Origin of the sequence: Serratia sp. AXJ-M, assembly GCF_046531865.1 — a bacterium.
Lineage (GTDB): Bacteria > Pseudomonadota > Gammaproteobacteria > Enterobacterales > Enterobacteriaceae > Serratia > Serratia liquefaciens.
This window is the reverse complement of record NZ_CP059394.1, coordinates 4,776,726-4,793,855: the sequence shown is the minus strand read 5'-3', so window position 1 is coordinate 4,793,855 and position 17,130 is coordinate 4,776,726. Positions and strand designations below refer to the sequence as shown.

Genomic DNA, 17,130 nt, shown 5'->3' with positions numbered 1-17,130 from the left:
GCGCCCCGGCGCACCTTTTTTCATCCGTGGGCCAGGGTGGTGCCGATCAACGCCAGCAGGCGGGCATTATCCACTTGCTGCATCACCCGCAACGGCTTGCCTTCGGGCTCCGGCATGCCGACCGTCAGGCGCAGGCCTCCAGGACGCCAGCGGCGAGAACTGCCGCGCGTCATAGCGCCTTCCAGTGCGACATCTACATAATATTCCTCCGTGGTCACCAACTGTGGCTCAAGCAACCAGGCAATCACCAGCGCATCGTGGATCCAGCAACCCGGCAGATGGCGGGTATGGCGGGAATAGTCGATCCAGGGTTGAGTGGTGGTTCGCAGATAGCGACACAGCGGCGTGTCCGGTTGGGTCATCTGCGCCAGGCTTTCCTGAGTCAACATGGTTTGCGTAGTAACGTCCAGTGGGGCGAGCGTAATATTGGCACCGCTGGTCAGCACCTGCCGTGCGGCTTCCGGATCCAGACCAAAATTGGTGTCCTTGATGTAGCCTTCCAGGTTGAAGACTCCGCCCATGATCACAATTTCCTTCACCGCTTGTGCCATCTGCGGGTACAGCTGCAGAGCATGGGCGACGTTGGTCAGGGGGCCGATTGCCGCCAGGGTGATCTCGCCGGGGTTATTGCAGATCAACTCGCCGATCGCCACGGCGGCGTTCGGCGTTGGCGTGGTCGCGGCCTGTGGGTAAGGCGTATTGCGCCACAGTGCCGCCAGATCAGGATCGGCAATCGCGCGGTCGAGGTGGGCGCGCCAGGGTTCTGGCGGTTCGCTCAGCGCGCGCGCCGCGCCGACGGCAATCGGCACCTGATAGCCGGTTTGTTGCAGCAAATGTTGTGCCACGGCAAAGCCAACGTCACGTGGCGTATTGCCCGCAACAATGCTGATCAACTCCAGTGAGAGTCGCGGGCGGGCCGCCAGTGCCAATGCCAGCGCCAGCCCGTCATCAACGTTGGCGCCGGGAATGCCGTTGCCGGGATCGCAATCAATAATCAAACGCATAGCGGTTACCTGAATCAATAAACTAACAGCCGCACGATCGGCGGATATGCAGTTGGAAAGCGAATTCGTGCAGCTCTGGCTGTGCAGCACCGGCGGCCAGCATGGCGATGGCTCGCTTGGCCATGGCGTCAATCGGTTGTTCGACCGCACTGAGCGGTGGCACGCTGAACTCGGACTGCTGGGTGCCGTTAAAACAAATGATCGCCAGATCGTCCGGCACGCGAAGCCGGTGTTCTGCCAGTGCCGACAGGCAACCGAGCGCCTGTTGTTCGTTAGAGGTGAATATGGCCCGCGGCCGCGGGGCTTGCAGCATTTTCTGGCTGGCCTGATAGCCCCCCTGACGGGTATAGGGCGCTTCGAATATCCACTCTTCGCGTGGCGCAATGCCCGCTTCCTTCAGTGCATCACGCCAGCCGTTAAGGCGGTCCTGCGCGTTGAGCATGGTCAAGGGGCCCACAAAAATGCCGATGTCCTGATAGCCGTGCTGCAACAGATGGCGAGTTGCCTGACAGGCCGCATCACGCTCGTCGACGCGAATGGCGCAGACGCCGGCATGGCTGTCTATGGTGTCAATCATTACGCATGGCGTGCCGGATGCGCGGATCAGATCGAACCAGGGATGGCGATCGACGCTGGTGTACAGCAGACCGTCAACCTGACGGCGCAGCAGATGATTAATCAGGTCGTGCTCGCGCTGGCGGTCGTCACCGGCGTCACCCAACAGCAGTACCCGACCGTGGCTGAAAGCCTCTCGCTGCAACGCCTGGGCCAGGGTGGCAAAAAACGGGTTGGAGATATCGGGTACCACCAACCCGTAGGTCAGGGTGTTGCCTGAAGCCAGTGCCCGGGCGATATCGTTTGGTCGGTAACCGGTTTTTTCGATCGCCTCCAGCACCCGCAGACGGGTGGCTTCCGCCACCGGGCGCGGTCCGTTGTTGATCACGTAGCTGACGACCGCAACCGAGGTGCCTGCTACGCGGGCGACGTCGGCACGGGTGATGCGTCGCGCAGATTGATTATCCAAGTTGGGTTCCTGTGCGCCCTGATTACGCCGCGTCCTGCGGCAGGTTTAGATCGCGGCCGCGTGTTTCCGGTGCAAAGAAGGTGGTGATTAAGCCAATGGCCGCCATTACAACAAAATAGCAGGCGACAGGCCACCAGTGACCGAAGCCGGACAGCAACGCGGTGGCGATCAGCGGAGCGGTACCGCCGGAAAGGATCGATCCCAGCTCCTTGGCGAACGCCATTTTTGAATAGCGATTTTTGACGCCGAACAGTTCCACGCCATAGGCCGCCTGCACCCCAAAAATGCCGAGTGACGCAATGCACATGCCGACCACAATCACTGAAATGACGGTTGCCGGTTCGCGGCTGTCGAGCAGCCAGAACGCCGGGAAGGCATACAACACCAGCAACAGACAGAACCAGCGGTAAGTGATGCGACGGCCGAAGCGATCGGAAAGCCAACCGGCCAGGGGGATCACCAGGAAACCGCACAGTGAGGCGATCATCACCGCCAGCGCGGGCACCGATTTGTCCACCATCAGCACTTTGGCGACGTAACCGACGATAAAGCCCTGACACAGATAGGAGGGGCCATTCTCGCCAATGCGCAGGCCAAGCATGATCCAAAAAGCTTTGGTGCGCTGCAAGTAACTGCGGTTGTCCGGCTCGGTGGGGGTATTTTCCAGCATCCGCTGGTGGTTTTGCTGCAGCTCGCGTTCAAACACCGGCGTTTCGCGTACGTGGCGGCGCAGGTACAGTGCTCCTGCGGCGATCAGGATGCTGGCAAGGAACGGAATACGCCATCCCCAGGCGATAAGATCCGCTTTGTCCAACTGCAACACTAACAACCACACCAGCGACGCCAGCAGGGTGCCGCTGTTGGAACCGATGGCGATGATCGACGCGACCAGACCGCGTCGTTTTGCCGGCGCGTATTCTGCCAGCATCACCGCGCCGCCGGAGAGCTCCGCTCCGGCACCGAAACCTTGCGCAAAACGCAGGATCACCAGACAGACAGGCGCCCAAACGCCAATTTGTGCGTAGGAGGGGATCAGCCCGATCAGCGTGGTAGAAACGCCCATCAACGCGACCGTGGTGAGCAGTACCACGCGGCGGCCTTTGCGATCGCCAATCCAGCCAAAGACCAACGCACCGATTGGACGGGCGACAAAGCCGACGGAGTAAGTGGCAAAGCTGGCCAACAGCGCCACTATCGGTGTGGCTTCGGGAAAGAACACGTCGCCGAACACCATACCGGCCGCCAGGCCATACAGTGCGAAATCGACATATTCCATCGCGGTGCCGAGCCAGCAGGAAAAAGTGGCACGCCAGAATTGGCCGCGCCCTTCTTTGGTGGCCAGGCGTTCGTCGGCCGCCAGCGTATCGCCGGCGGCCTGTTGGTGTGCAAGCGTTGTTTCGCTCATGGCATTGATATCCTCTTTTCGTCATGCGCCATAAATGGCGCCGTTAAAGATGGTTTCCCTGGTGTCGGCAAGAAGGTTTGCTGACAAAGTGTTGGACTGATGGCGATTCAACGCTGCGGCACAAGAGTATCTACGCGCGTAGATAAAACAATGTGGCAGAGGCGAAAGTTTGCAGGCGATCACAGAATCCCCATCGCTCCGGTGGACGAAGGTAAAGAAAACAGATGGCAGAAAGATGACATTGCGCCGCTTTTTTGGGCGTTATTATGCTGCGCGTGACGCCACGAATCAGCCTGCCGCTTTTGAATTTCTGCGTTACAATGGTCGACTGTTAACAGTTTGTCTGGTCTGGCGCGGCCGCAGGGCGCGGCGTCAGGCATGGAGTAGAGCAATGTCTGGCAATAAGGATTCCATCCTGCCGCCGTTGGAGTGGTTATCCGCACAACAATCTCCGCCACCGGCCGCCGTCAGTGATTGGCTGATGGAGTTAGGATCCATGACCCGCCGCTTTGAACGTCACTGCGGGCGCGTGCACGTTGAGCCGCAGCGCGAGTGTTTTATCACCCGCGATCAACTGGGCGAAGAAGCCGACCATCTTCCTGAGAGCCCACGATACTGGCTGCGTGAAATCGTGCTGTTGGGCGACAACCAGCCCTGGCTGCTGGGGCGTACGGTGATCCCGCAGGAAACTCTGACCGGCCCGGATTTGGCGCTGGTGGATTTGGGCACATTGCCGTTGGGGCGCTATCTTTTTAGCAGCGACGAGTTAACTCGCGATTACATCCATATCGGTCGGCAAGATGCGCTGTGGGCACGCCGTTCCCGCCTGCGGCTGGCGGGTAAACCGCTGTTGCTGACCGAACTGTTTCTACCGGCTTCGCCGCTGTACGCCGCGGGCAGTACTGACCCCGAATGATGAGGAGAGGAAATACCTTGGAGGGAAGCGTGATTCAAAGTAAATGGCAGGCTTATAGCCATCTGATGCGCATCGATAAACCTATTGGCACCTTGCTGTTGCTGTGGCCGACGCTGTGGGCGCTGTGGCTGGCGGGGAAGGGCGTGCCGTCGTTGTCTATCCTGCTGGTGTTTGTGGTCGGGGTTTTCCTGATGCGTGCCGCCGGCTGTGTGGTGAATGATTATGCCGATCGCGCCGTCGATGGCCATGTGAAGCGTACCGCCGGACGCCCAATGCCCAGCGGCCGGGTGAGCGAAAAAGAGGCCAAGATCCTGTTTGTGGTGCTGGTGCTGATTTCGTTCGCGCTGGTGCTGACGCTGAATGCGATGACCATCTGGCTGTCTCTGGCGGCGTTGGCGCTGGCATGGGCCTATCCGTTTATGAAGCGGGTCACTCATTTGCCGCAGTTCGTATTGGGCGCCGCGTTTGGTTGGGGCATTCCGATGGCCTACGCCGCCGTCAGCGAATCGCTGCCGCTGAGCTGCTGGCTGCTGCTGCTGGCCAATATCTGCTGGACAGTGGCTTACGATACGCTGTATGCCATGGTCGATCGCGACGATGATCTCAAGATTGGTGTGAAATCCACCGCCATTTTGTTTGGCCGTTACGACAAACTGATCGTCGGCCTGCTGCAGTTCGCCACCTTGCTGCTGATGCTGTGGGTGGGCTATCTGGCGCAGTTGAGCGGCGCGTTTTATTGGTCGCTGTTGCTGGCGGGAGCCCTGTTTATCCATCAGCAAAAACAAATTGCCGGTCGTGAACGGGATGCCTGCTTCAAAGCGTTCCTGGATAACAACTACGTCGGGCTGGTACTGTTTATCGGTATTGCGCTGAGTTACTGGCAAAGTTGACCACGTTCGGACAGTAAAAAAGGCACCCTGGGGTGCCTTTTTGTTTTTTTATCAACGTATTACTGGTCTTTCTCTTCCGGTTCAATCGCTTCCGGCAGAGCGTTGGTTTCCGCCGGCATGCTGACGCTTTCAATGGTCAGTTTGATTTCCGGGGTAATCAGGTCGCTCAGCATGTTGTACACCTCTAGGGTGTGCTCACGCACCGCATCGCCAATATCATTGATGTAGCCTTCTTCACGCAACGTAGCCACCAGAGTGGAGAATACCGCCTTGTCGAAGAACTCCGGTGCGTTGATGCCGTGCAGCACGGACAAACGCTGCGCCATGATACGGCTCTCTTTCTCCAGCGCACCGCGGTTAATGCTCGGGTTGGCGCTGAGGATAGACATGGTGATGGCGTAGCGCTGCAAGGTTTCACGGACACCGGCGGCCAGCAGCTGCAACGGACGGATACGTGCTGGATTCAGTACCAGATCGTCGCCTTTATCGCAGATCAATTGCTGACGGATCATTTCCTCGATCAGCGGTTGCAGCACTTCCGGCAGTTGTTCCTTGTCGTTGTGCAGGAACAGCTCGGCTTTCAGCATCGGGTAAATCAAACCAATCTGGCGCAGCAGTTCAGCGCGAGATACCCGGCGATGGTGCATCACGATAGTGGCAATCAGAGACGGCAGAACCAGCAGGTGATGGATATTGTTGCGGTAATAGGTCATCAGCACCGCCTGCTCGCGCGGCAGAATGATGATATCGCCGATGTTATCCTTCTCCACCTCGAACTTGTTCATGTTCAGCGCGTGATCCAGCAACTCATCCGGCGTTTGAGTCGGCACGGTAACGTCATCGGCATAAGGCACGTTGCGCATCAGTTGCAGATAGCATTCCAACTGTTCAAGCAACTGCTCGCGGGTTAACGAGCGCTGGCGAGAAGCCAGTAACGCCGTGGAACACAGGTTCATGGCGTTGGCCGCTGCGGCATTGTTGATGCGCACCATAATCTTGGCCGCCAGATCGTTGACCGTCGGCGTCAGCCAGCTTGGGCGCTGGGATTCGATCGGGTCAATCGATTCGCGCCACTGCGGCACATTCTGGTTCAGGTAGGTGGTCAACGGCAGGGGATCGCCGAAGTTCACGTAGCCTTGGCCGAGATTACGCAGTTTGCGCAAGCCGCGCAGCATCTGCAGCAGGCTCTCTTTTTCCTTGGTGGCGCCACGCAGCTCTTTGGCGTAGGTACCCACTTCCATCACGTGCTCGTAACCGATGTAGATCGGCACCAGCGTGATAGGGCGGGCCCCGCCGCGCAGCATCGCCTGAATGGTCATCGACAGGGTGCCGGTCTTCGGCTCCAGCAAACGCCCGGTACGGGAACGCCCGCCTTCGACAAAGTACTCGACCGAGTAACCGCGGGTAAACAGCTCGCCGAGGTATTCACGGAACACCGTCGAGTACAGCTTGTTGCCTTTGAAGGTCCGGCGGATAAAGAACGCGCCCAGGCGGCGGAAGATCGGCCCGGCCGGCCAGAAGTTGAGGTTAATACCGGCAGCAATGTGCGGCGGCACCAGGCCCTGGTGGTACAACACATAGGACAACAGCAGATAGTCCATGTGGCTGCGGTGACAGGGCACATACACGATCTCGTGGCCGTCCTGCGCCAGCTGACGCACGCGTTCGGCGTTGGTGACGTTGATGCCCTGATACAAGCGGTTCCAGGTCCAGCTCAGCACACGGTCGGAAAGGCGCACCGTCTCGTAAGAAAAGTCGGCGGCAATCTCTTCCATCAATGCAATGGCATTTTGCTGGGCTTTTTCGTGGGAGATTTTTTTACTGCGCGCTTCGTCTTCGACCGCTTTTTCGATCGCTTTGGACGCCAACAGCTTGTTGAACAGGTCCTGACGGGCCGGCAGGCTTGGGCCTACGGCGGCCAGACGCTGACGCGAGAAGTGCATCCGGGCTACGCGAGCCAGCTTTTGCGCGATGATCTTGTCCGTACCGTGCTCGGTCGCCATGCGGCGCAGCGAAACGGTATTGGAGAAGCGCACAAAGCTATCGCGGCCGAGCCACAGCACGGCGAAGAATTTCTGCACGCCATTTAGCAAGCGCAGATGCGGTGTGCCGTGGCCTTCGCGCCCCGGAGAGCGGCCAAACATCACCGAAACCGGCAGCATCTGAATATCGAGATCCGGGTTACTGCGGTGCAGATCCAGATAGTCGTGGAACAGTTTTACCGACTCTTCTTTCGGCGTGTAGTAGCGGAATACGCGCGGGCCGTCGTGAATAAACACGTGGCTGGGCAGCACGGTGCCGTCTATTTCCAGCGGTTCGAGAGGATCGGGCAAATCCTGCGCCAGGCACTGGGTGCGCAGCGTCAGTAAATCCGCCTTGGAATTATAAGGTAAAACATACAAAATCGGCCGTGAGGGATCCAACCCTAACTCCGTGACCGGATCTGAAGGGATAACCTTACTTCTTACCAACAATTTGAGTGGTAAATTCAATAGTTTATAATAAATTTTACGCCAACCTGACATAACAACGTGAAGCCTCTTGTTAGCAATGCGCCGCAAGCATACCAGAAACCGGGTAGCAGATCTGTGGTGTTGGAAAACCGGGAGCCGTGAGCGCTTCCTGGCCTAAACTGTTTAATTATGACTTACCTCTGCGAAAGGCACTAAAAACATGACGAACCAAGCAACCGGCCTGACCCGTATTATTAAAGCCGCCGGCTACTCTTATAAAGGTTTTTCCGCTGCCTGGCAGCACGAAGCGGCGTTCCGCCAGGAGTTGGTGGTGACCGTCCTGGCTATCATACTGGCGATTTGGCTGGACGTGGGTGCGATAGCGCGCATTTTACTGATTGGGTCGGTGGTGCTGGTGATGATTGTCGAGATGCTCAACAGCGCGATTGAGGCGATTGTTGACCGGGTGGGGACCGAGTATCACGAGCTGTCCGGCCGGGCCAAGGATATGGGGTCGGCGGCAGTTTTGCTGGCGGTTATTTTGGCGCTGTTTGTTTGGGGCGCGGTGCTGTGGCAGCACTTTGTCTGAGCAGAGCAAGCTCGTTGCGATCCGGGTCGCTAATCCCTGATTTTTATTCATTCTTCGGTTCCCAAGCCGCACTTACCTGTATATACTCACAGCAAGACTGTATAAACAAACAGGGGGCGGAATGAAAGCACTAACTACCAGACAGCAAGAGGTCTATGATCTGATTCGCGATCATATTTCGTCCACTGGCATGCCGCCGACGCGTGCCGAGATCGCCATGCGTCTGGGGTTCCGTTCGCCAAATGCCGCAGAAGAACATCTGAAAGCGCTGGCGCGTAAAGGCGTCATCGAAATTGTCTCCGGCGCTTCGCGCGGCATTCGGTTGCTGATGGAAGATGAAGAGGGTTTACCGCTGATTGGCCGTGTGGCTGCCGGTGAGCCGCTGCTGGCACAGCAGCATATCGAAGGTCACTACAAGGTGGATCCTTCCCTGTTCAAACCGAGCGCGGATTTCCTGCTGCGGGTTAACGGTATGTCGATGCGTGATATCGGTATTCTGGACGGTGACCTGCTGGCGGTGCATAAAACTCAGGACGTGCGTAATGGCCAGGTGGTTGTGGCGCGCATCGAAGATGAAGTTACGGTCAAGCGGCTGAAAAAGCACGGTAACGTGGTTGAGCTGCTACCGGAAAACAGTGAGTTCCAGCCGATTGTGGTTGATCTGCGTCAGCAGAACTTCACCATTGAAGGCTTGGCGGTCGGCGTGATCCGCAACGGCGACTGGGTTTAACCCATAAGCCTGCACGCTGCCCTTTGATTTAAATCGCCCCAGCTCTGGGGCGATGTCATTTCTGATCGATTAAAACCGCATTGCCACGGGAACATTTCACTATGCGCCTGCTCTCCGCCTTCACCAGCGATACCGATAAAGCCTTGTGGCGCCTGGCGCTGCCAATGATTTTCTCCAATATCACCGTGCCGTTGCTTGGGCTGGTGGATACCGCAGTGATCGGTCACCTCGACAGCCCTGTTTATCTGGGCGGTGTGGCGGTGGGAGCGATGGCGACCAGCTTCCTGTTCATGCTGTTGTTGTTCCTGCGTATGAGCACCACCGGTCTGACTGCGCAGGCTCTGGGCGCACAAAACCCACAGGGATTGGCGCGCGCCTTTATGCAACCGCTGCTGCTGGCGGCGTTGGCCGGTGTGGCCATTGTCTTGCTGCGCCATCCGCTGATCGAACTGGCGCTGAAAATCGTCGGTGGCGACGAGGCGGTGCTGGAGCAGGCCCGATTATTCCTCGAGATCCGCTGGCTGAGCGCACCGGCGGCATTGGCGAACATGGTTATCCTGGGCTGGCTGCTTGGCGTGCAATACGTACGTGCGCCGGTGATCCTGCTGATTGTCGGCAACTTATTGAATATTGTACTGGATATCTGGCTGGTGATGGGGCTGGGCTGGAACGTGCAAGGTGCGGCGACGGCAACCGCTATTTCTGAGTATGCCACGCTGCTGCTGGGCTTATGGCTGTCCTGGCGGGTCATGCGCCTACGTGGCATTTCCATGCCGATGCTGCGCACTGCCTGGCGTGGCAACCTGCGGCGTTTACTGGCGCTGAATCGCGACATTATGCTGCGTTCCCTGCTGCTGCAGCTGTGTTTCGCTTCTTTGACCATCTTCGGTGCCCGGCTTGGCGGCGAAGTGGTGGCGGTGAATGCGGTGCTGATGAACTTACTGACCTTTACCGCCTATGCGCTCGACGGTTTTGCCTACGCGGTTGAAGCGCATTCTGGCCATGCCTATGGCGCGCGTGACGATAGCCAACTGCGCAAGGTGTGGCGTGCGGCCTGCCGACAAGCCTGTCTGGTCGCGTTGGCCTTTGGCCTGGTTTATGCCGTTGCCGGTCAGCATATTATCGCCGCCTTGACCTCGTTACCGGAACTGCGTGCGCTGGCCGGCCACTATCTGCCGTGGCAGGTGGTGCTGCCATTGGTGGGCGTATGGTGCTATTTGCTGGACGGCATGTTTATTGGCGCCACCCGAGGAGCAGAAATGCGCAACAGCATGGCAGTGGCAGCGGCCGGCTATGGTTTGACGCTGCTGACCGTACCCGCCTTGGGCAATCATGGTTTATGGCTGGCGCTGGCGGTCTTTCTTTCTCTGCGCGGCATCGCGCTCGGCTGGATTTGGCACCGCCACAGGCTGCGCGGTACCTGGTTTGCCGCGGATCCAACGGCTCACAATGAGACGTTATCATAAAATTAACTAATGTTTTGTATTCATATTGAGTTACATATTATCGCGTCGATTTAGTCCCGCTTACTGACTGTTATTTCGGGTGTTTTACTGAATTTTGTTGTTTTGTTGAATTTTTATTCTGGTTTTTTGTTATTTATCGATATCTGTTGCTATAGTTAATCATGTGGCTGGCGGAATGAATTGGAATGATATTCCCTTCATTTTAGGTCAATTGACCATGATTATTACTCAGTTAAGCCCAGCGACAAGTTTTTAAAACTGACTAATCACAGGTAACGGAGAGGTTATGAACAAAGATCAAGCCGACGGTAACTGGAAGCAGTTTAAAGGGAAAGTGAAGGAAAAATGGGGCAAGCTGACCGATGATGATTTGACGGTCATTGAAGGGAAACGCGAACAGCTTGTCGGTAAAATTCAGGAACGCTACGGCTACCAGAAAGAGGCGGCCGAGAAAGAAGTGAAATCCTGGGAAGACCACAACAAGTATCGCTGGTAGTGCGATAGGCCGCAGCGGATTGCGGCCGTAAACTATGCTGATGGCCAGGCGTTTCAATCCCCTTGACGCTATGGCCGAAGGTACAGAGAGGTACCTGATACCCTCTTATTTCTTCTTGATAGCGATGCTGTGATCGTGTTCGCCGCAATCATGTTTGCTATCGCAGGCTTCTACCTCAACGCAACCCTCACACAGGCCATGGGCTTCTACCACGCTGTGACGCAGGGCAAATCCTGACTCTTTAGCCAGCTTTTGCAGCGTCTCTTCGATCCCTTCGGTTGTGCGCTCAGTCACCTGGCCGCAGCGATCGCAAATGAACAGTGCGGAAGTATGCATCGGCTGTTCGAAATGATGGCACAACACATAGCTGTTCGCCGATTCCACGCGATGAATAAAGCCTTGTTCCAAAAGGAAATCCAATGCACGGTAAACCGTGGGGGGTTTGGCCTGGGGTTCGGCTACGCGCAGCAAATCCAGCAGGTCGTAAGCGCTGATGGCACCGGGCTGTTGTGCCATCAGGCGTAACACTTCCAGCCGCTGCGGTGTCAGCCGCACATTGCGTTGCTGGCAGAGTTGTTCAGCCTGCGCCAGCAGCTTTTCCTGGGTGCTTGAGTTCATGGCAAATTTCCCGGTACGTAAAAAAGCCGATTTTACCATGCTTCAGCCAAATCGCCGAGAGTCGGCCACTTTTCTGCCAGTATGGCGCATTAAACGTCCGGTTTAGCGCCCGTTGTTAGCCAGAAATGTGATGGTATTCACGATGTTCCGTGCCGTTCTCGCAGGTTATGGCTTCGCGTAGGCTCTTAGGCAGTCAGCGAACGCTGTAATTGACTGGCCAATCTGACCATTTCCACTGCTGGATTATGGCCAATCAGCATGAAACTGTGTCTGCTATCGGACCAATAGACCACATTCATTCCCAGGCGTTGTTCGCTCTCTGCGGGCTGCGACTTGCCCGGTTGCTGGATAATACACAGTGCCAATACACCGTACCGCGCATCCAACCAGGTCAATTGAGCAATACGGCGATCGTCGTACGCCAGCACACGGGCGTTTTTTAGTTCGGCCCCTTGCAACGTCAGCTGCGACAGAGGAAGCGCGATGCTCAGCCGATCACCGGTGTGCTGTAGTTGACTGGCAATCTGCGCTGCGGAGCCTTCAAAACCCATCAGCGTTTCCGGGGTGTACAACGCCATATATTGAGCGACCAGGCTCCGCCAGTTGTCATCCGGTTGGCTGAGCTGCAGATAGGCGCGATCGCCTGCGATGCCCAGTGCCAGAAAAGCGACGGCGGCGGCAATCAGGCCACGGCGGCTGATAGCGTGCGGTGGCGAGGGGACGATAAGTGGCAATTTTGACTGCAATCTTTGCACCGGCGCTTCATCAAGCAAAGGCGCAAAGGCTTGCTTAAAGGGCAAGCTGCTGCGCTCCAGCAACGACAAGCGTTCTGCCAACGCCGGTTCGCCGGCCAGACGCTGTTCCAGCCGGTGGCGTTGCTGTGGGTCCAACTGATTATCCAGATAGGCGACCAGCAGTTCATCCGTTGCGTAGGCTGAACTCATGATTGTTCTCCTTTTACCTGCGGGGTACGGGTTTGCAGCAGGCTGTCGTTCGCCAACCGCAGCCGTGCCGCCGCCAGACGGCTCATGATGGTGCCAATGGGCACACCCAGCACCTCAGCGGCTTCCCGGTAAGAAAGTTCCTCCACGTACACCAGAAACAACGTATTGCGCTGCGCCTCCGGCAGTTGATTAACCCGTTGCATCACCTCATTGGCCCAAATCGGCTGCTCGCCGTTTTCCGCACCGGCCAGTTCGTCAACGTCGACAAAGCCCTGTCCCTGGCGAATGTGCTGAGAGCGGACCTCGTTCAACCAGATGGAGTGAAGAATGGAAAATAACCAGCGGTCCATACGCGTTCCCACGGCAAACTGTGCGGCGCGTTCCAACGCCCGCACGCAGGTGGCCTGAACCAAGTCGTCGGCTACGTCCCGCCGGTGGGTCAGCACCAAGCCATAGCGCCACAGGCGGGAGAGATATTGGCCGATTTCGTTGCGGATCGCGTCGCTGCTGATGTTTGCCTCCGGGTTTTACGATTCAGGGTGATGATCGATAGCCGCCGCCAGATCTCGGTACTCTTCACAACCGGTACCGCACAGCGATTGAATAACCTTAAGCTGCTCCTTCGCCAGGTCCTGACGCCCTTTGATCATATAAGCCTCACCCAGGTATTCGCGGACTTTGGGGTATTTCGGATCGAGCGCCACTGATTTTAAATAGTAGCCGATCCCTTCGTCGGTGCGGCCGAGCTTGCGGGTGGCATAGCCGCGGTAATTCAGCGCCACGGCAGTGTTGGGATCTTTGAGGGTATTCAGCACATCCAGCGCTTCCTGATAGCGGCCGCTTTTGGCCAGCGCATAGGCATAGTTCGTGCGATCGTTGTCGCTGACCATGCTGCTTTTATCCACCATGCAGGTTTTGGTTTTCGTATCGTATATCTGGCCTTTGGGGCAGGTTGGCGTGGTTTGACCGCTGCCATCGCCGCCCATCGCCAGAGCGGTACAGGAAAACAGCAGTGAACCGGCAATGACTGGCAGCAGCAGGCGTTTAACGAAACTGTTCATGGTTATTTCCTCATCATGAAGGACGCAGAACTGCGGCCTTACAGAGAGAACACCTGACAGCCTCTTTTTATTCGCTTTTGCCGGTGCTTTTTTATCGGCGACACAGCGGTTTTCCCAACGCCGCCGATTGTCGTTATAATAGCCGTTTGCGGCAGCATGCCGTTCGTTGAACCCCAGACAGAATCAGGTAGCCAGTAGCCCAGCATGACGACAGACAATAACGCCCCAAAATACGCCGCCAATCGTTTTTCCATCGCGCCGATGCTCGACTGGACCGATCGTCATTGCCGTTACTTCCACCGCTTGTTGACCAAGGAAACCTTGCTGTACACCGAGATGGTGACTACCGGCGCGATTATCCACGGTAAGGGCGACTATCTGGCCTACAGCGAAGAAGAACATCCTGTGGCGCTGCAACTGGGCGGCAGCGATCCGGCTGCGCTGGCGCACTGCGCCAAACTGGCTGAGCAGCGCGGCTATGACGAGATCAACCTCAACGTCGGTTGCCCGTCGGATAGGGTACAGAACGGCATGTTCGGTGCCTGCCTGATGGGGCAGGCAACGCTGGTTGCCGACTGCATCAAGGCGATGCGCGACGTGGTGTCGATCCCGGTGACGGTGAAAACCCGCATTGGTATTGACGATCAGGACAGCTACGAGTTTCTGTGCGATTTCATCGCCACCGTCGCCGGGCGCGGTGAATGTGACATGTTTACCATTCATGCCCGCAAGGCATGGCTGTCGGGCCTGAGTCCGAAAGAAAACCGCGAAGTGCCGCCGCTGGATTATCCGCGCGTGTACCAGTTAAAAAGGGATTTCCCGACGCTCACTCTGGCGATTAACGGGGGGGTGAAAACGCTGGAAGAGGCGAAACAGCATCTGCAGCATCTGGATGGCGTGATGATGGGGCGCGAAGCCTACCAGAACCCGGGCATTCTGGCGCGGGTCGACAGTGAACTGTTTGGCTGCCAAAGCGAAGTTATGGACAGCATAGCGATTATCGAATCGTTGTATCCGTACATTGAACGCGAGCTGTCGAATGGCACTTATTTGGGCCATATCACCCGCCATATCCTTGGGTTGTTCCAGGGCGTGCCCGGTGCCCGTCAGTGGCGCCGTCACCTGAGTGAGAATGCCCATAAGCCAGGGGCCGATGCACGAGTGGTTGAGCAGGCGCTGGATTTGGTTCGCCTACCGCGCACCGAGATGGCGTAATAGAGATAAAATTCTGACTAACAGTTAGTGTTTTTGACCAGGTATGTTGCGTGATGCGGCATGCCTTTTTTTTCAATTTCAATAACTTAGTCCTCTCACCATTTTGGCACGCTTCTTGTAATACCTTCGCAGATACTTTGTTTTGCGAAGGAGCAAAATCATGTTGGAACTCTTCTTTCTGGTCGGCTTTGTCGTCATGCTGATGGTGACGGGCATTTCGTTGCTGGGCGTATTCGCGGCGTTGCTGGTGGCCGCGGCATTCATGCTGATTGGCGGGCTGTTTGCGATGGTGATTAAGCTGTTGCCGTGGCTGATTTTGGCGGTGGTTGGCGTTTGGATCTACCGTTCAATGCAGAAGCCTTCAATACGCCGCTATTAATTTTTTGTCGAATAATCAGTCGGTCACGCTGAAAATCGAGCAACAGATGCGTTCTTAATGCGGCAGCGATCACAGCTTGACGTTTAAACGGCCGGTGCGGCGCATTAGCCATTTTTTTTGCGCCTCGGGGCTGTTAGGATGTTTGCCGATGCAGCGATGCGACCGATTTCATCACCGCAAGAGACAATAATAATACGAGCGTTGCTCAAGCAACCCACTGTCTCTGGCGGACTCTGCTCTACCCCTACAAACGCAGTAACAAAAAGGGCTCCTTACGGAGCCCTTTTTGTTACTGATAATCCAGCAATATTAAGATCTTGGCCAGTTGTCGCTTTCAAGTTGCAACGTACGTTCAATGGTCATGTTCAGTTCGCATGAAGCCGCATCCAGCGCATCGCCGGAGCCATGCGGTGCTGCCACCAGCGCCTGGCATTGGCTGTCTTTGAACTTCAGCCAGTTACGCTGTGCCTCACGCCAGGCTTTTGGGGCTGCCTTAAACTTGAGCGCTTCCTTATAGGACTTGTTCAGGCGTGCATCCCAGAGCTTGAACTCTGTTTCAATGCAGGCAGCCATACTTGGTGTATTGAGATCTGGTTTGCTCATACATTGCGTATAGGCGGCAGAGTAAGGGTATTTCATCAATGCGTCTTTTTCTGCGTTTGGCGTCGCTGCCTGCGCTGCGGTGGCCAACGCTGGAGCTGCGGCGAAAACCAGCGCTGTAACCAGCATTTTTATTTTCATTTCAGAGCTATTTCCCTATTGAACAACGTGAATTGCCGGAAGATCATATTCCACTCTTCGCCTTTAGACGATGTACCACCGCACGTTATACCTAATTTTACCGATCTTTTTTCCAACTCAACGACCAGGGATCAGCAGGCTTGAGCCGCTGGTATTACGGCTTTCCAGCACCTGATGCGCACGTTGTGCGTCAGCCAGCGCAAACTTCTGCTCTTCCTTCACGTCGACCTTGATGGCCCCGCTGCCGATCAATGAAAACAGCTCATTGCTGGCAAATTGCAGCTCCGCGCGGCTGGTGATGTAGCCATTGAGGGAAGGGCGGGTGACATACAGAGAGCCTTTCTGGTTAAGCAATGCCAGATCGACACCGGTAACCGGGCCGGAGGCGTTGCCAAAACTCACCATCAGCCCGCGTCGCCTCAGGCTATTGAGCGAGGCTTGCCAGGTGCTTTGGCCCACAGAGTCGTACACCACGCCGACTTTTTCGCCCTGGGTCAGTTCGGCGACGCGCTGGGCGATGTCTTCCTTATGGTAATTGATGGTGGCCCAGGCGCCGGCACGCTTCGCCAGCTCGGCTTTTTCGTCGGAACCGACGCTGCCGATTAACCTCGCCCCGAGCGCTTTGGCCCACTGGCAGGCAATCAACCCGACACCGCCTGCGGCAGCATGGAACAGGAATACTTCACCCGGCTGCACCTCATGGGTTTGACGCAGCAGGTAATGCACCGTCAGCCCCTTCAGGAATGAGGCTGCCCCTTGCTCGAAACTCAGATTGTGCGGCAGGATGGCCACTTTTTCCTGCGCGACGTTGTGCACTTCGCTGTAAGCACCGAGCGTTGACTGGGCGTAAACCACGCGGTCACCCGGCTTCAGCGCGCTGACTCCTGCGCCGATCTTGGTGACCACGCCGGCCGCCTCGGTGCCCAACCCGCTTGGCAGGCTGGCGGGCGGGTATAACCCGCTGCGTATGTAGGTGTCGATATAGTTGATGCCGATCGCCTTGTTCTCGATCTGCACCTCACCGGCTGCCGGGTCTGGTGGGGTAAAATCAACGTATTGCAACACTTCAGGGCCGCCGGTGGCGGAGAATTGAATGCGCTTGGCCATATCAGTACCTCGTGTGGGTGTCTGATTTCACCCTACGCGTTTTAGTATTGGCGATCCAGTTTGTCCGCGCGCGGATTGATACCTTTTTTGCA

Annotated in this window: 18 protein-coding genes; 8 read left to right on the top strand and 10 right to left on the bottom strand. The window is 56.7% G+C overall.

Annotated features, from left to right (window positions below; all coding sequences use genetic code 11):
* Nucleotides 1-20: 20 nt before the first annotated feature.
* The 3 genes from H0S68_RS22340 to H0S68_RS22330 are packed head-to-tail and all read right to left on the bottom strand — an operon-like array spanning nucleotide 21 to nucleotide 3,433.
* Entirely contained in the window at nucleotides 21-1,004 is a 984-nt protein-coding gene (locus H0S68_RS22340; RefSeq protein ID WP_115060668.1) for a nucleoside hydrolase, read from the bottom strand.
* Nucleotides 1,005-1,026: 22 nt separating this feature from the next.
* On the bottom strand, nucleotides 1,027-2,028 hold the full coding sequence (locus H0S68_RS22335) for a LacI family DNA-binding transcriptional regulator (RefSeq protein WP_122080339.1): 1,002 nt from the start codon (nucleotides 2,026-2,028) through the stop codon (nucleotides 1,027-1,029).
* A gap of 22 nt (nucleotides 2,029-2,050) precedes the next feature.
* The gene (locus H0S68_RS22330) at nucleotides 2,051-3,433 is read right to left on the bottom strand and encodes an MFS transporter (protein ID WP_044553806.1); all 1,383 of its coding nucleotides are present in this window, start codon (nucleotides 3,431-3,433) and stop codon (nucleotides 2,051-2,053) included.
* 391 nt (nucleotides 3,434-3,824) lie between these two features.
* Here H0S68_RS22330 and ubiC point away from each other — a divergent pair, with 391 nt between their 5' ends.
* Together ubiC and ubiA are read left to right on the top strand one after the other, a co-directional pair.
* Complete coding sequence (ubiC, locus tag H0S68_RS22325; RefSeq protein WP_122080338.1) at nucleotides 3,825-4,349, top strand: chorismate lyase; 525 nt, start codon at nucleotides 3,825-3,827, stop codon at nucleotides 4,347-4,349.
* Entirely contained in the window at nucleotides 4,346-5,239 is an 894-nt protein-coding gene (gene ubiA, locus H0S68_RS22320) for a 4-hydroxybenzoate octaprenyltransferase (protein WP_041415038.1), read from the top strand. The genes ubiC and ubiA overlap by 4 nt, the downstream gene beginning before the upstream one ends.
* 59 nt (nucleotides 5,240-5,298) lie before the next feature.
* On the opposite strand, the gene plsB is transcribed toward ubiA, so the two are convergent.
* On the bottom strand, nucleotides 5,299-7,764 hold the full coding sequence (gene plsB / locus H0S68_RS22315) for a glycerol-3-phosphate 1-O-acyltransferase PlsB (protein WP_115060665.1): 2,466 nt from the start codon (nucleotides 7,762-7,764) through the stop codon (nucleotides 5,299-5,301).
* Nucleotides 7,765-7,912: 148 nt separating this feature from the next.
* Between plsB and H0S68_RS22310 the strand changes: the two genes are divergently transcribed.
* The 4 genes from H0S68_RS22310 (at nucleotide 7,913) to H0S68_RS22295 (ending at nucleotide 10,973) form a co-directional block, all read left to right on the top strand.
* A complete protein-coding gene (locus tag H0S68_RS22310) occupies nucleotides 7,913-8,281 on the top strand; it encodes a diacylglycerol kinase (protein WP_128864499.1) in 369 nt (122 codons plus the stop codon).
* A 121-nt stretch (nucleotides 8,282-8,402) separates the two neighbouring features.
* The gene (gene lexA / locus H0S68_RS22305) at nucleotides 8,403-9,011 is read left to right on the top strand and encodes a transcriptional repressor LexA (RefSeq protein WP_037416119.1); all 609 of its coding nucleotides are present in this window, start codon (nucleotides 8,403-8,405) and stop codon (nucleotides 9,009-9,011) included.
* A 101-nt stretch (nucleotides 9,012-9,112) separates the two neighbouring features.
* A complete protein-coding gene (dinF, locus tag H0S68_RS22300) occupies nucleotides 9,113-10,477 on the top strand; it encodes an MATE family efflux transporter DinF (protein WP_128864501.1) in 1,365 nt (454 codons plus the stop codon).
* A 286-nt stretch (nucleotides 10,478-10,763) separates the two neighbouring features.
* Nucleotides 10,764-10,973, top strand: coding sequence for a CsbD family protein (locus H0S68_RS22295; RefSeq protein ID WP_017894203.1), 210 nt, complete (start codon nucleotides 10,764-10,766; stop codon nucleotides 10,971-10,973).
* Nucleotides 10,974-11,078: 105 nt separating this feature from the next.
* On the opposite strand, the gene zur is transcribed toward H0S68_RS22295, so the two are convergent.
* From zur to H0S68_RS22275, 4 genes are all read right to left on the bottom strand, one after another.
* A complete protein-coding gene (gene zur / locus H0S68_RS22290; RefSeq protein ID WP_041415728.1) occupies nucleotides 11,079-11,591 on the bottom strand; it encodes a zinc uptake transcriptional repressor Zur in 513 nt (170 codons plus the stop codon).
* 185 nt (nucleotides 11,592-11,776) lie between these two features.
* Nucleotides 11,777-12,535 (bottom strand): anti-sigma factor family protein, encoded by a 759-nt coding sequence (locus H0S68_RS22285; protein WP_129941615.1) that lies wholly within the window; start codon nucleotides 12,533-12,535, stop codon nucleotides 11,777-11,779.
* Entirely contained in the window at nucleotides 12,532-12,981 is a 450-nt protein-coding gene (locus H0S68_RS22280; RefSeq protein WP_236591419.1) for an RNA polymerase sigma factor, read from the bottom strand. The genes H0S68_RS22285 and H0S68_RS22280 overlap by 4 nt, the downstream gene beginning before the upstream one ends.
* Nucleotides 12,982-13,062: 81 nt before the next feature.
* Entirely contained in the window at nucleotides 13,063-13,596 is a 534-nt protein-coding gene (locus tag H0S68_RS22275; RefSeq protein WP_020837164.1) for a tetratricopeptide repeat protein, read from the bottom strand.
* Nucleotides 13,597-13,800: 204 nt separating this feature from the next.
* Here H0S68_RS22275 and dusA point away from each other — a divergent pair, with 204 nt between their 5' ends.
* Both dusA and pspG read left to right on the top strand, forming a co-directional pair.
* Entirely contained in the window at nucleotides 13,801-14,811 is a 1,011-nt protein-coding gene (gene dusA, locus H0S68_RS22270; protein WP_128864504.1) for a tRNA dihydrouridine(20/20a) synthase DusA, read from the top strand.
* Nucleotides 14,812-14,971: 160 nt separating this feature from the next.
* Nucleotides 14,972-15,190 carry an envelope stress response protein PspG gene (gene pspG, locus H0S68_RS22265; RefSeq protein WP_020837162.1) on the top strand — a complete coding sequence of 73 codons (219 nt, stop codon included), beginning with the start codon at nucleotides 14,972-14,974 and terminating at the stop codon, nucleotides 15,188-15,190.
* Nucleotides 15,191-15,499: 309 nt separating this feature from the next.
* Here the strand turns inward: pspG and H0S68_RS22260 are convergent, their stop codons facing one another.
* Nucleotides 15,500-15,931 carry a lysozyme inhibitor LprI family protein gene (locus H0S68_RS22260; RefSeq protein WP_041415033.1) on the bottom strand — a complete coding sequence of 144 codons (432 nt, stop codon included), beginning with the start codon at nucleotides 15,929-15,931 and terminating at the stop codon, nucleotides 15,500-15,502.
* 117 nt (nucleotides 15,932-16,048) lie between these two features.
* A complete protein-coding gene (locus tag H0S68_RS22255; RefSeq protein WP_400827852.1) occupies nucleotides 16,049-17,038 on the bottom strand; it encodes a quinone oxidoreductase in 990 nt (329 codons plus the stop codon).
* Nucleotides 17,039-17,130: the final 92 nt, after the last annotated feature.